The following is a 13,533-nucleotide window of genomic DNA, read 5'->3' on the forward strand; positions in this document are numbered from 1 at the left end:
AAATCATTTGAATGATTTCTTCTTGGTCTACGTGCCATAAAATACTCCATATATTGATGTTTATAACATCATTTGAGGAGCAGAATATCACTTATAGGAGTTGTTCAAATTTACGGATCCATCTCTATCAGCCAGCAAGCTCGTGACTTAGGAAATCAATTAATTAAAGAAATGAACATCAATAGAAGTTATGGAATGGCTAATTTTCTTGGAGTAAATACTTGCTATGATAATCATCAGGCTGTACTTATTTGGACATTTCAACTGCTTGAAAGGGAACCTGCCTTAAATGAATTAGCAGAAATTAAAAAATATTTTCTTTTAATCTTTCCAGATAGTGTTTATCAATTAGCCTAAGTTGTTTTTAAAATTAATTTATTAAATAAAAAGCACTAAATCAAAGAAAGCTTTATTTAAAAATACCTATTAATTCAAAAACATACCATTTACTGAATATATGAAGCATAGGTTCCTGCTCTATCACTCACTCGTACTAAAATTACATCGCTCTTTTTACTGATACTAAACAATTTATGTCCACGCCACGTTCTGCGGCTTCGAGGGCTAGTTTTTGTTGAACCACTGAGAACAAGGACAACAAACTGCCTACTATATTTTCCCGGAGAGTGGTGTAGGAACTTTTTCATTATTGCTAATCATATCAGCGACAACATCAGCAACGAGCTCCTCTATTCCTGAGAATGCTTTAGACTGATCCGCATCAAGCCAAGACAATGATGGAAACTCAGCACATCATTCGTTTAAGACCTATTTTAATGACGGCACTGGTCGCAAGTTTAGGTTTTATTCCAATGGCGTTAAACACTGGAATTGGTGCAGAAGTACAACGACCACTAGCAACAGTTGTTATCGGCGGTATTGTATCTTCTACAATTTTAACTTTGTTTGTATTGCCTATTTTATATCAATGGGCGCATGGCTCTGAGAGTAGCAAACAGCAATCCGACGAAATTTAAAATCAAAAAAAGCAGCTTAATTACTAGGTTATGCCTAATTAAGCTGCTTTTAATATTGTATGCCCAACATTTTATTGATAAAGCTTACTGCGCTTCATCCCGACAATTTTCATTTAAAAACTCAAACTCTATCGTTGTATGCGATAAATGATAGGAAGATAATTTAGCTGCAACTTCTTGTTTAAGCCTAATTAATTCTTTAACGTCAAAGTTGTCACTCAGCTCAAGGTGCGCTGTTAAAACGTGACTTTCACCATCTAGTGACCAAAAGTGCATGTGGTGGATACCATTAACTTCAGGAAATTCCATTAGTGATAGTTTAATACGCTTTTGAGTCTCTTTATCGGGTGCAGCTTGAAGAAATAAAACGAGTGTTGATTTCAGGTTTTTGAAAACATTAAACAAGATGAACAGCGTGAACCCTATTGATAAAAGGGGATCTAATATCGGCAGTTCAGCGAACAACAGTACGATAGAGACTATAAGAACGGCAACCCATCCAAGTACATCTTCAAGAAGGTGCCATGTCAGCACTTTCTCATTTAATGTTTCACCCGCTTTTAATTTTAATACAGCATATCCGTTAACGGCAACGCCGAGTATCGCTAGCCCTAACATCCCCTCGACTACAGGCATTTCAGGATTGGACAGCTTTGGAATTGCTTCAAATAAAATCCAAATTGAGCCAATGATTAAAACAATACTGTTTATCAATGCGCCAAAGAGAGTAAGTCTACGATAACCATAACTAAACTTATCTGATGCTTCTTTATCTGAAAAACGACTTAAAATCCACGCAAAACCTATTGAAAGACTATCACCAAGATCGTGAACTGCATCTGCCATTATCGCCGTACTGTTAGTGAGCCAACCACCTATAAATTCGATAATAGTGAATGTCACATTAAGGAAAAATGCCCAACCAATACGGTCATCTTTACCATGTTGATGACTATGATTATGGTTGTGCATTTTGTACCTCTAGTACTTTTCTATTTCTTAGTTTTGATACATTCATATTAATCAAGTGACGTATCAAGCGTTGATATATCCAGCGTTTGAACCCCGACAAGTTAGTCCCTTTTTCGAAATAGAACTCATCAGGGGAATCATAAAGCCCAAAGTCATCATGAATACCTTCTTTTTGAATATAGGTATTTTCTCCACGCCAATCTGTATCTGGTGATGAAAAGCACTTTGTTGCAACACCATAACCACAAAAATCATCTTTTACAAACTGATAAGCGGCACCAATTTTGTTGAAGTTATCCAAGTTTTTCCACCTACGTTGATCGATCAAGGATTGGATATCTTTGTGTTCAAAATTAACGATATTCGTATTGTTTAAATATTTCTCAGTCATTTTTTATATATCCTTTTCGTTGCATACTTATACTATAGACTCTATAGTAACTATAGAGTCAAATGTCTGGGGGAAATTGATGAAAATAGGCGAATTGTCAAAAAAATCGGGCTGTTCAATACAAACGATTAGATATTATGAAAGAGAAGGATTACTGTTAAATCCAAATCGTTCAGAAGGTAATTTCAGGCTGTATGATAGCAAAGCACTTAAACAATTGGAATTCGTAAAGCATTGTCGCAGCCTAGATATATCACTCAATGATATTAAACGTCTTATCGAATTAAAAAATAAGCCAGAAGAAAGCTGCTCTAGCGTTAATGCATTAATTGATCAGCAACTTGCACTAGTGAATAAACGCATGAAAGAATTAAGGGCGCTTAAAGCTGAATTACAACAAATGGCTAGTGCTTGTGGTTCGAACAACCCAACATACTCATTATATTCTGCTGACCATGTAACACGGCAAGTATATTGTTTACTATCCATTTGAAACCCCATAATGTTTTAAGTCTATGTATAAAAGTACGATTTTCACTTAGCAGTACTTAAATAATCACCCCACCACTGCATCATTTCAGTCCGCTGGGCTAAATAGTCAGCGTGATTATAGCTGGCACGGGTACGGTTCTTATCAATATGTGAAAGTTGTGCCTCAATCCAGTTATCCTGGAACAAACCTGAGTCATTCAAAATGGTACTAAAAGTGGAACGTAGTCCATGAGAGGATAATTGATGTTTTCCATAGCCCATCTTACGTATAGCCATATTTAATGTATTAAAATGAATCGGTTGATTATGTTTCCGTGGGCTAGCAAAAATGTACTTTTCACCGTATGACCATTGCATGACGTCTTTTAAAATATCTAAAGCCTGATCTGAAAGTGGAACTAAGAAGTCGGGAATCTCATGGCCTAATATGACTTTTCGTCGAAACTGTTTAATATGCAAGGCAGGTATTTTCCAGACTTTTTCATTTAAATCAAAATGATGAGGCTCAGCCAATAACAATTCAGCCCCTCGCACGCCAGTATGTAATTTGAACAGCAGTGCTTTTTTAATAATCGGATGGGCATCCAATTTTTGTAATTTATACTTAAAATCAGATATATCCTCCGCTTTCAAATACGGATAATTTTTCTTGATTTTACTGTTAATGGCGATTTTATTTAAACCATGCGCGATGTTGAATTCACAATAACCCATCGCTACAGCGTAGTCATAAATTTGGTTCAAATAACTACAAGCTTTCTTGACAGGTTCTTTTACTTGGCGTCCCTCTATTTTTTTGATTACTGAAACCAGGTCATAACGCTTGATGTTTTGAAAAGGTAGATCCTGAAGGTCTGGATAAATATCTTGCTGTAAGCATCTTTCTGCTAACTGTAGTACACCACAGCGGGGTAGATCGTTGAAGGCATTTTTCAGTTTGAACTGTAACCACTCCTCCCCGACCTTACCAAAGGTGATGACATTAGAGGCAGTATCTTGTTCAAAACAGAAATCATTGTCTTTAAAGTCATCTCTGACTTGTCGTGCCTTTTTCAGCGATAAATCAGGATAACGACCTAACTGAATGCGTCGACGTTTTTTAGTTTGTGGATCTGTATAGCGATAGCACCAAGATTTTCTTCCACTCGGCTCAATCTTCAGGCTAAGCCCATCTTCATCGGATAAAAAACTGGTTTTTTCCTTACAATGAGCTTGGCGAACTTTAATTTCAGTAAGACTCATGGAATTTAAATGAAACCTAACAATGGGTTGATTGGATCAATTATATCAAAATAGAACGCTTTATGTATGATGCGTACACTACGCATCATATATATTTGTAATATATTGTTTTATATATTTAATATTTTAAGTATTTGTATTTTAGTAACCATTATAAGTACCACCTCTTCTTTAAGTTCCCAACAACTCACTTTTTCTGTCATCAATGTTAAATAAGTCTTGTGCTTTAAATTCTTAGATGACCTCCTCTACCCTTTATTATCATTTTTATAAAAGTAACTATATGTACTCATTAAAATTTGTAGAGCTCAAAAACAAAAAAGACCGCTATATAGCAGTCTTTTAACTTAATTAAATAATAATTAATTCATTTTCATCATAAGTGCATAAGCATCACGTTTGTTTTGACGCAATGATTCTATCTCGGACTTCGTCAGCTGTTTTACGAGAGTAATTAACTATAACTAAAAATATAGACAAATATTTGCATAAGTTCTCATTTTGTCTATGTCGATTCAGTAGTGGCAAGGTGGGTATTTATTAGAGATTTAAATGATTATCTTTTGTATTTTAGGTGAGTGTCTTGGTATATTAGCATCCATATCTATTGATTATCCAATCCCTTAACCTAGGCATGACTTTGTGAAATTAACACGCATCCACCATTGTAAAAACTTGAATGTGCAAAAGTACAAACAGCTTGAGAAACAAGCTGTTTTACTTGGTCGTATTCGTAGCGAGGTGTGGGCTAAATATGGTGCTATTTCAGGTTTGAATATCAGTGACAGAGCTATTCGTGATGCGTGGATGAAAGAAAGTCGTGACTTTGGTGTTTCTGCAAATGCGTGGAAAGAAACGCTACGTGATTGCATAGGTGATATTAAAGCCTATCGAGAAGCATCAAAAGACAAAGTAAAGCAGGCGATCCGAAAACGCACCTCCTGTAATAATGAACAAAAAAGACTATACACCTTGCTTAAAAAAGATGAATGGATGACTGATAATTTCCTCCATCGTCAAATGCGTAATCACTTTAAGCATGGTGTTAATCACACACATAATCAAATTATTGTTCGTGCGGATATGTGTAAAACCTTTGAGTTAAATGGTCAATGTTGGCTTAAAGTACCAAGCCTAATCCCTCGACAAACCATTAAAATCCCATTAAATACGACTGTTGATTTTGCGCCACAAGGCACACTTAGAATCATTCTAAAAAACGGTAATGTTGAAGTTCACTCAACTTATGATGCAGTTGAAACACAGGATTGTGGTCAGGAAACCGTAGGTGTTGATAAAGGGTACTCAGAAGCTTTTGTGGACTCTGATGGCGATGTATATGGGAGTGGTCTAGGCAAGCTGATCTCAAGTGAATCAGATTATTTAAATCAAAAGTACAAGCACAGAAACAAGCTCAGAGCGATTGCTAAAGCTAAACCACACAAGAAACAGAAAATTGAGTTAAATAATCTAGGTCGAAAAAAACTAGATAAGCGACAAGATACTCAAAAAGCAAAGCTCAAAACATTAATATTTACAGCAACTCACAAGTTGGTTGATAAAGCCAAAGTGATTGTTGCGGAAGATTTAACATCCCCAATTCAAAGTAAACGCAACTATGGCAAAAACACCAATAGACGCTTAAATACATGGGCTAAAGGTTTGTTAGCTAATGCCCTAACTTCTATATCTCACCGTAGAGGTTCTACGGTGCATCTAGTCAATTCTGCATATACTTCGCAAAGTGATTCTTTCTTGCATGGCCTTTTAATAGGTACACGTAAGGGAGATCGTTTTCACCGTTTCAATGGGGAAGTTGTGCAAGCTGATTGGAATGCTGCGAGAAACGTGCTTGCAAGATTAAACGACAATGAGATAAGTCGTTATACGCCTTACAAAACTGTAAAGCGTATATTGCAAGAACGGACTGACCGCTACAAGTCGGAACTGACCGACTCAGGCTCTAGTTACACGCTTGGCAACAAGACATTAACAGAGTGCGAATTAGTCCTTGAGTATGTTTGAATACATTTTAAGGAACAGTAGGATAAAAACATGCACTTATTTAAATTAACTGACGAACAACTCGCACAAATTCTTATCCCGAAACGATTTGTACCACCTACTCCACCTGAACATGAAGGCAAGAATATGGTCTATGTATTTGATAGTGAGGATAAGTTTGAACTGACTTATGATGAGCTGGTGGAAATCATTAGCAAAGCTAGAATGGCTGGTCCGAAGTTGATACCTGTCTTAGGCACCGTGAATTAAATTGTGCAGTGTTCGCACGCCACTTGAAACATAACTTGATTGGAAATGAATTTGGGCTGAGAAAAATTCAGTTCAAATTTAACCTGACGGGCACACTAAAAAATGGGTAATTGTCAGATCGAGTTTGGACTACAACACTTTAGCTCATCGATTTACCATACCGCTAATCTTCACACCATTTTCGTAAATCCAGCGATCAAACTGTGATACTACATTCCGCTTATTAATCCAAGTCAGCATGGTGCTTTTCATAAAGGCAGTTTACTTATAAACAGGGAAATTTCTAAACAATTCCCCTTTAACATGCTTAGGCTATTTGATCCAGAGTTCATCTTTTTGCATCATTTTTAACATTAAATTAAATATAACCAGCGGAGTAACATTTTTTTTGTTAGAGCCGACAACTCTTTGAAAACTAAATTTAACGGTTCGCTCAGGAGCATCCAAATTAACTGGGTAGTTTTGTTTTTCTAAATACAGATGATCTCCTAACATTGGCTCTATACCAGTAATAAAATTAACAATTTGTTGCTCATCACCTTTCATTCGGCATTGAAAATGTAGAAAATTCTTACGCAGTTTTCCAAATAATAATAATATTTTAAGCGCCTTAACCGTGTTCTTTTCTTTCAGTGCATCTTGCTGCCTATCATCTTTATAATGAAAATCAAGGAGAGGAATTATTTCATCTGGACGAGTCAGTTTTTTAGCCTTTTCGTAAAGTTCATCAAACCAACTCTCTTCTAAATTCTTACTATAAACATAATTCGTTTTTAAATTAAATTTTTGGCGATCCATCCATTTAGTGCTCATCCATTGACATCGTTGCATCCATTCTTGAGCTTGGGTATCTTCGCTTAATCGACCTTCTCTAAAACTTATCAAACGTTGAAAAGGTGTCAGAGTACTCTTCTCTATACTAAACTTCTTTTCTTGTCGGCCAGCCATCGTAACTGGCTGTGTTTGCTGATAAGAATTAAACCATTTCTGCTGCTGAGTATAACGATTTAGGTTTATGTAGTCTGTACTTGACTTCACTGGACTAAAACACTGTTCTAATACTTTTTTTGAAATGATACACGGCGAATTATAAATTCGATCGACTGCTAATAAATCCAAAACATGAAGGTAATTTGAAGCCGTTTGCTCAATACTGCTATGCCCCATCCAAGAGGCGAGCACCTGCCATTTATGTTGAATAATCTCTTCTTGAGCACGTGCTTTCATACCAAACAATAAATCCCTCATCTTTTTTGCTTTTACCCAAGGACAATCTGTGTAGGTCTTGATCATTTCTTTTGAACCGAGCAAAGTTATTGCTAGATAGTTAGCAGCACTGTGGCGTAATGTATGAAAACTAAAGCCATGATGCATACCTAATATTTGACTAAACAAATCTACTGTAATTTTGCTGATACATTGATCAGTTAATACACGATGATTCACACTAAAAAGTAGATCATCCTGCTGATTAACCAAATATTGCTCATAACGATGTTGTATGTAACGTTGTACTACTAAAAACTCATGTTCTGACAATGCAATTTTCAATGGTATTTGACGATTCGCACTTCGCGTTTTCAGACGGCGATATGAATTGTCTTGGATATGAAGCGTGATATTATTAAAAACTGTATTTTCTTTTTCTTTATAAAGTAGCTCTGGGCAAATAATATCTTGTATTTTAAGACAACGAACTTCATTTAATCGAAGTCCAGTTCTATAACTTAGTAAATACATCAGCTTTAAACAACTCAGATGATCGACCCACTCTGATGCCGTTGGCTCTTGACTTAAATTTTCTAGTTTTTCCAATAATTTGCCAAATAGCAAAGGACTCACTAGCCGTGCATTGCAAATTTGTAAATGCTTAAAACTTGAATTCTGTAACACCAATACCCCTGGAGCATCATAATTCTCTATACAGAATTGATGAAAATCTTTTAGGCGACCAAAACGGTATTCTGCGCTTTGGTGCATCTTACGAGAGGTTTTTCCTTTCACCGAATCTCGTTGAACTGCTTTTTCATCACGTTCACTGCTGTATTTCAATAGCTGCCGATATAAATCCTCATAGTCATCTATGGATTGTTGCTTTAAATCTAATTTATTGAGCCAAATCTCAAATATAAATTCTTTGCCAAACGATCCTAAGTAGCTTTCAATAGTTGATAATTGAAGCCCTCGTTTTTTTAAATGCATTAACCAGTGAATTAAGCGTAGTTGAGCATCAATTAAAGACTTTTCCTCCGTATTAGCATCAACTATCTTCTCCTCTAACACCCTTCTAGTTTCTTGCCAAAAACGTAGCGTGCGTTCTTCTTTATTCCTCTTTTTATCTAAACGCTCAACTTTTTGACCTTTACGTTTCTTTTGACCAAACAACATCAACTCATACGGAATCGTTTGTAATTTGCTTTGAACAGTCGGAACTTCAGGAAGTAACTGCTCTTGTTCAAAATGAATAGGGCGATTATCTGGTTCTGTGACTTGATTGTAATCATTATTCCACAGCAATCTAAATTCGGATGGCCTTAAAGCAACAGTATTAATCTCTTGCTGAAGCACATTACTCAAAAATATATCTATGCTGAGGTTTGGATTAAATTCGAGTACCATTTGCACATCATTAAATGCACGAAATCCACGGCGTTTAATTTGATATTGCAGATCCCCAAGACTTTTTTTCCTGCCTATCTTACTCAAGCTTTCTAAAATACAATCTTCAACTGAATGTTGCAGACAAAATTCTTTCTGAGCAGCTTTCAACTTTTTTAAATATTGCAAAATGAACTGCGCATATGGGTTAAAAAAAACATGTTTCCATTGGTACAACTTTCCCTGTTCTACATCGTTGCCATATTGAGAGTTTTCAACACGATAATGTAGTAACAATGGATTAGTGATTTTTTTGTAGTCCGAATGGTATAACCGAAAACAATTCAGATCTGTACCAAGCTCAATGGCCTCCTGCAATTGCTTCTGAATAGCAATCAAATGCTGTTCATCTGCACAGCCTGAAATATATATAAAACTTAAGCATAAATTTCCCCATAAGTACTTTGGTTCATTCCAATATTCAAATGAATCTTGCCAATACTGCCTTAATTCCTTAAGTACATGGATATGTAGATGCCCCTGTTCTAACCGTGACTCTGTACTCTCAATTTTTCTAGGCAGTACGATCCGTTTAGTATGTGGATTTAGCTTAATTCTGTATGATTTTTTATCTACATTCTGGTTGAATTGCTTCCTTCTTTTATTAAATTCATCTTCAGTAAATTGCATCAGTTTTGATTGTTCGTCTCGGCTCAACTTTTGACTCAAACAATCAACACTATCTTTAATGTCATGCCATTTTTCAGCGATCTGCTGATCAAGTTTTTGCTGCATTTCTTTCGTCAATACTTCAGGTGGAGAAGGCTGTCTATCTAGCGACTTTTTCACCATTTTATGAATATCAACAAATAGATCATCTAGTTGTGGTTTTATTAGTTCTTTGATTTTTTGCATACAACTATTTTCGCTCTAAGTGTTTAATCGATAAAGATTTGACATTATCTTGCAATTGCTGGCGGGCTTGCTGTACATAGACATTCGGGATAAGTGAAGAATGCGGATGAAAAGCCTCTCGGTCACGTTGGTCATGACCATACAGGGCCTGAATTAAGTGAAAAGCTAATGCTGGTTTACCCTCTTGCTGCTCATGCATCAAAAAGTTCATGTCAAAATGACGTAACCAATTCGAATACATATTCTTTGGAAAGACTCCTTGCATATATGAATTCACCCATTTTCTCGATAAAGGGATTAACTTAATTTTCCTGCTCTGCCATTCTTTGACAGTTATCGGCAAGATATCTTTACTAAAAATGACCTTACCAAAAAGATCATTTACAGTTATCTTCTTCTTTGCAAAGACTTGTCTAAAAAATGAACCGTACGCTTCAATAATTTGTTCTAAAAAGGCAGTGTAATTTTGCAGTGTTTTTATGAAAAAATCAGATAAAGGGATAAAACGACCATCTTTTCTTGCTTTACTATTTTTTTTATCATTCACATATAAAAGCTTGAGCTCAACACAATAATCATCCAAATTCCCCAACAGGTTTTTTTTAGGCCGACTTGCCAAACTCAACAAACTGATATGCCACATCCAACACGCATATGCATTAAGTTGATTAATAATGTGCTTATCTTCTTGGATGTTTTCGTGACAATGTCTATGTAAAATATGGAATTGCTCTTTCACAAAATTGGGTTCAAGTGCCAGTTGGCTCCCTATCCTTCCTATAGATAATGCAGATTGCACTTTGAATTGTTGTTGCAATATTTTTAGTTCAGCCGTGTCTTCAGTAAAATGTGTGGAATGTGGTGTAAGTGCTTTTTCTAAAAAGGCTAGATATGTGCTACTGAGTTGAGTTTTCGGTAGCCCGCCATAATAGATACCAGGCATGTGATGCTGACTATCCCGCCCAGCAATTACATGAGCAAGATATTCATTATATGTTTCATAATATATATGAAAATATAATTGAGCCTGCAGTTTTTCTACAGTGATCGAACCTACAAACCGATTATCAAGCCAATTCTTAAGTTTCGTATTAATGTGTGTTGATGAAATTAGTGGATTCGATGCTTGTTCTATATAGTCAAACCAAGCAGAAGGTAAATGTAGTTGATGTGTCATCACTTCATTCCACCGCACATGATTTAAGCTCTTAATCTTCTGCTCTGTAATTTTAAGATTTAATTTGAGTAAATATTCGCGACGTCTACTTGAACCATTCTGGATCAAAATTCCATCTTGAATAAGCTCGTTAAAATCCATCAGTGCGACGGGTGATAATCCCGTCAAAAGTGACAATAAACATGCTGCAGCGATTGCAGCATCCCTCCAGTGCCCGGATAACTCGGTTCTCAACACATAAACAATTTGCTTCAGTATATCTGGCGCCAAATAATGTGGATTTGTAACAAAAGGAGCATGACGGCGCTGGCGATGCCGCATTAGATGCGTCGCATTATCGCTGAGTATATAATTTAAATTTTTAGACTTTTCATCTTCTGAATAAAACTCCATTTCAGGATCTAATAGATCAACTTCACCCTCTTCATCTTTGTGAAGAGCGGCATCATAAATACTAATCTTTGCGTTATGTCCAATATCTACTTGCTTACCCGTTTTAATTTCACGAAATTTTTTGAGTTCATTTTTCGTCGGCCATTGCAAAACTTTGCTTTTTTTTGACTTACGCTGACGATGAACTACACGACGATCATCTAGTCTTTTAAAAATTATTAATAGAGCCGATAAATACTCTATGACTTGTACTTGTTCGAAATCTTTAATATTAAAAAGTTGATTACGATCCTCTTTTTTCAAATTACGTTCGTACGTGACATAACAATTTAGCAGCTTACTACATTCATGAAATAATTCAGCATGATTAGAATCCAGCACATATCGTGAGACATAGCGTAATAGGTCACAAACATGTTTTTGCTTATTCTCAGCTTTATCAATTTTTGCAAATTCTTGATACTGCCGATATGTTAAAAAACTCGCTTGTAGAATCAAATAACGTTGCGATGACAGCTCTTGTGTATTACTAGAATCTGGACATGCAAAAAAACTCACAGCAGCTAAAAAAGAATACTTACCGATCTGTCTGGAGCCTGATATATAGCTATAAATTTGTTGTGCTAATTTGTATAGAGCGTAGACATCTTTATACAAATCATCTGATAGATCGACAAATTGTGTATTTACAATATCATCACGTAATAGACAATAATCTTGTTGATATTTTTCTGCTAAATCTAAGAATTGCTCTTGTGTTTCAATGTTTGGCATATTCATTTTCGCTTAATATTTTTATCACGTTGCATTGTTTAAATTCATTGTGATCAGAACGATTTGGTAAAAGTTGATCCTTTATTGAATTCTTTGTTAGCTTAAAAAATCTTGCAAAAAATTTAGCATCCAGTTCTTTCTGAGCTTTTCTTTCAAAGCACAAGTGTTGTTGTGATTTTTCGATAAAATCATCAAGATTATGTATCAACTGTAAGATTGCAACATAATTAGAATGCACACGTAAGCCTGGCTCCGTTTGCATCAATAGCAAGATTTTTTGCCAAATTTTCACATAGATTATTTTGAACTTTGCTTGTACTACTACTTTCTGACTCTGTTTAATCTTTTTGATTTTCAGTAGTTCTGAGTTAATTTTTACTATCTCAAGTTGAACATTTTTTCGGTCAAAGCAAAAGGGCATGATAAATTGCCCCATAAAAATTTCTATATTTTTTACCAAATAGTCAAATCTTAACATTTTTATCGATTTAAAAAATGAGCATATCTTTGTATATGAAACTTCATTTAATTTATCAACTAAATTTTCTCAAAATTACAATTCTCAACAAATACATACGGTTTGCTTATCTATGACGGTCTAAATTTTAAGAATTCTTCCACTTTTTTTTAGTTTTCTGTTATTACATGAAACAATACCGTTGTATTACATTTTAGAAATGCTGTGTATGCAGCATTGATCAAAAAGATTCTCTGCTATACTTACTTCACGTGTAGCATCAATGGAGTTTCGAAATGCTCAGAACCACTGAACAGAAAAGAAAATATATTCAAGCGACACGTTCGCAAAACTATCAAGCCAGCCTAAAGCTTGAAGGCATTACAACGACAGCTCAAACAACTCAACAAAGTAAAGCTGAAATCTTGCAAAAATATAAGAAGTATTCGCAACCCGAATCTTAGTCAGGTGCATGTATGGATAAATATGGGGAAATGGGTGACAGCCTGTATTGTTACCCTGGCACAAATATCCTAAAGAACAAACTCAATATTCGTGATGAACAAATTTTAGAACAAGCTGAACTGGAACTGTCTGGATTAGCAAGTAGTCTCATTGAATATGCTGAACCACCCTACGACTTAAAATACTTAAAATCAATTCATGTACAGCTTTTTGGCGACTTATACGACTGGGCAGGAAAATTAAGACAAATCGATATTTCCAAAGGTGATACCCGTTTTTCTCTGTACACGACAAATTTCACAGAACCCTTATCCTATCAGGATTCTGCTTTCTTAAAATTGCCAAAATTTCCTTAAACTCTTCTTTTTTCCCAAAACCAATTAAACGCTGAATCGCCATTTGAACA

The 13,533-nt window shown here is 35.4% G+C and carries 12 protein-coding genes and 3 pseudogenes; 7 read left to right on the forward strand and 8 right to left on the reverse strand.

Features of this window, described 5'->3' with window-relative positions; translation table 11 throughout:
• Positions 1-108 precede the first annotated feature (108 nt).
• The gene (locus FTT98_RS15940; protein ID WP_180177565.1) at positions 109-357 is read left to right on the forward strand and encodes a hypothetical protein; all 249 of its coding nucleotides are present in this window, start codon (positions 109-111) and stop codon (positions 355-357) included.
• 252 nt (positions 358-609) lie between these two features.
• On the opposite strand, the pseudogene FTT98_RS15945 reads toward FTT98_RS15940, so the two are convergent.
• Positions 610-753: pseudogene (locus tag FTT98_RS15945) on the reverse strand (antitoxin HicB); the annotation flags it as partial.
• Between FTT98_RS15945 and FTT98_RS15950 the strand changes: the two are divergent.
• A pseudogene (locus FTT98_RS15950) lies at positions 753-977 on the forward strand (efflux RND transporter permease subunit); the annotation flags it as partial. The pseudogenes FTT98_RS15945 and FTT98_RS15950 sit on opposite strands and share 1 nt — an antisense overlap.
• 84 nt (positions 978-1,061) lie before the next feature.
• On the opposite strand, the gene FTT98_RS15955 reads toward FTT98_RS15950, so the two are convergent.
• Entirely contained in the window at positions 1,062-1,949 is an 888-nt protein-coding gene (locus FTT98_RS15955; RefSeq protein ID WP_127800877.1) for a cation diffusion facilitator family transporter, read from the reverse strand.
• Entirely contained in the window at positions 1,936-2,340 is a 405-nt protein-coding gene (locus FTT98_RS15960) for a hypothetical protein (RefSeq protein ID WP_180004480.1), read from the reverse strand. The genes FTT98_RS15955 and FTT98_RS15960 overlap by 14 nt, the downstream gene beginning before the upstream one ends.
• Before the next feature lie 79 nt (positions 2,341-2,419).
• On the opposite strand from FTT98_RS15960, the gene FTT98_RS15965 reads away from it, so the two are divergent.
• A complete protein-coding gene (locus FTT98_RS15965) occupies positions 2,420-2,833 on the forward strand; it encodes a Cd(II)/Pb(II)-responsive transcriptional regulator (RefSeq protein WP_005245163.1) in 414 nt (137 codons plus the stop codon).
• A 41-nt stretch (positions 2,834-2,874) separates the two neighbouring features.
• Here FTT98_RS15965 and FTT98_RS15970 read toward each other — a convergent pair whose 3' ends face one another.
• A complete protein-coding gene (locus tag FTT98_RS15970) occupies positions 2,875-4,074 on the reverse strand; it encodes an integrase arm-type DNA-binding domain-containing protein (RefSeq protein WP_005245164.1) in 1,200 nt (399 codons plus the stop codon).
• Between the two features lie 642 nt (positions 4,075-4,716).
• Between FTT98_RS15970 and FTT98_RS15975 the strand changes: the two genes are divergently transcribed.
• Both FTT98_RS15975 and FTT98_RS15980 read left to right on the forward strand, forming a co-directional pair.
• Positions 4,717-6,099: an IS200/IS605 family accessory protein TnpB-related protein gene (locus FTT98_RS15975; RefSeq protein ID WP_159153749.1), complete on the forward strand. Its 1,383-nt coding sequence runs from the start codon at positions 4,717-4,719 to the stop codon at positions 6,097-6,099.
• Between the two features lie 30 nt (positions 6,100-6,129).
• Complete coding sequence (locus tag FTT98_RS15980; protein WP_000550047.1) at positions 6,130-6,348, forward strand: hypothetical protein; 219 nt, start codon at positions 6,130-6,132, stop codon at positions 6,346-6,348.
• A gap of 144 nt (positions 6,349-6,492) precedes the next feature.
• Here FTT98_RS15980 and FTT98_RS18380 read toward each other — a convergent pair whose 3' ends face one another.
• From FTT98_RS18380 to FTT98_RS15995, 4 genes are read right to left on the reverse strand one after another with little or no spacing between them, the layout of a single operon-like run.
• Positions 6,493-6,600 (reverse strand): hypothetical protein, encoded by a 108-nt coding sequence (locus tag FTT98_RS18380; RefSeq protein ID WP_372551473.1) that lies wholly within the window; start codon positions 6,598-6,600, stop codon positions 6,493-6,495.
• A gap of 60 nt (positions 6,601-6,660) precedes the next feature.
• The gene (locus tag FTT98_RS15985; RefSeq protein WP_180177564.1) at positions 6,661-9,861 is read right to left on the reverse strand and encodes a site-specific integrase; all 3,201 of its coding nucleotides are present in this window, start codon (positions 9,859-9,861) and stop codon (positions 6,661-6,663) included.
• A 4-nt stretch (positions 9,862-9,865) separates the two neighbouring features.
• A complete protein-coding gene (locus FTT98_RS15990) occupies positions 9,866-12,205 on the reverse strand; it encodes a hypothetical protein (protein ID WP_127800787.1) in 2,340 nt (779 codons plus the stop codon).
• Positions 12,192-12,641 (reverse strand): hypothetical protein, encoded by a 450-nt coding sequence (locus FTT98_RS15995; RefSeq protein ID WP_002046161.1) that lies wholly within the window; start codon positions 12,639-12,641, stop codon positions 12,192-12,194. The genes FTT98_RS15990 and FTT98_RS15995 overlap by 14 nt, the downstream gene beginning before the upstream one ends.
• Positions 12,642-12,958: 317 nt before the next feature.
• Here FTT98_RS15995 and FTT98_RS16000 point away from each other — a divergent pair, with 317 nt between their 5' ends.
• Positions 12,959-13,126, forward strand: a complete 168-nt coding sequence (locus tag FTT98_RS16000) for a YhfG family protein (RefSeq protein WP_000946583.1) — start codon at positions 12,959-12,961, stop codon at positions 13,124-13,126.
• 12 nt (positions 13,127-13,138) lie between these two features.
• Positions 13,139-13,405, forward strand: a pseudogene (locus FTT98_RS16005) (cell filamentation protein Fic); the annotation flags it as partial.
• Positions 13,406-13,533 lie beyond the last annotated feature (128 nt).

This window comes from Acinetobacter sp. YH12039 (assembly GCF_013420015.1).
Taxonomy (GTDB): domain Bacteria; phylum Pseudomonadota; class Gammaproteobacteria; order Pseudomonadales; family Moraxellaceae; genus Acinetobacter; species Acinetobacter amyesii.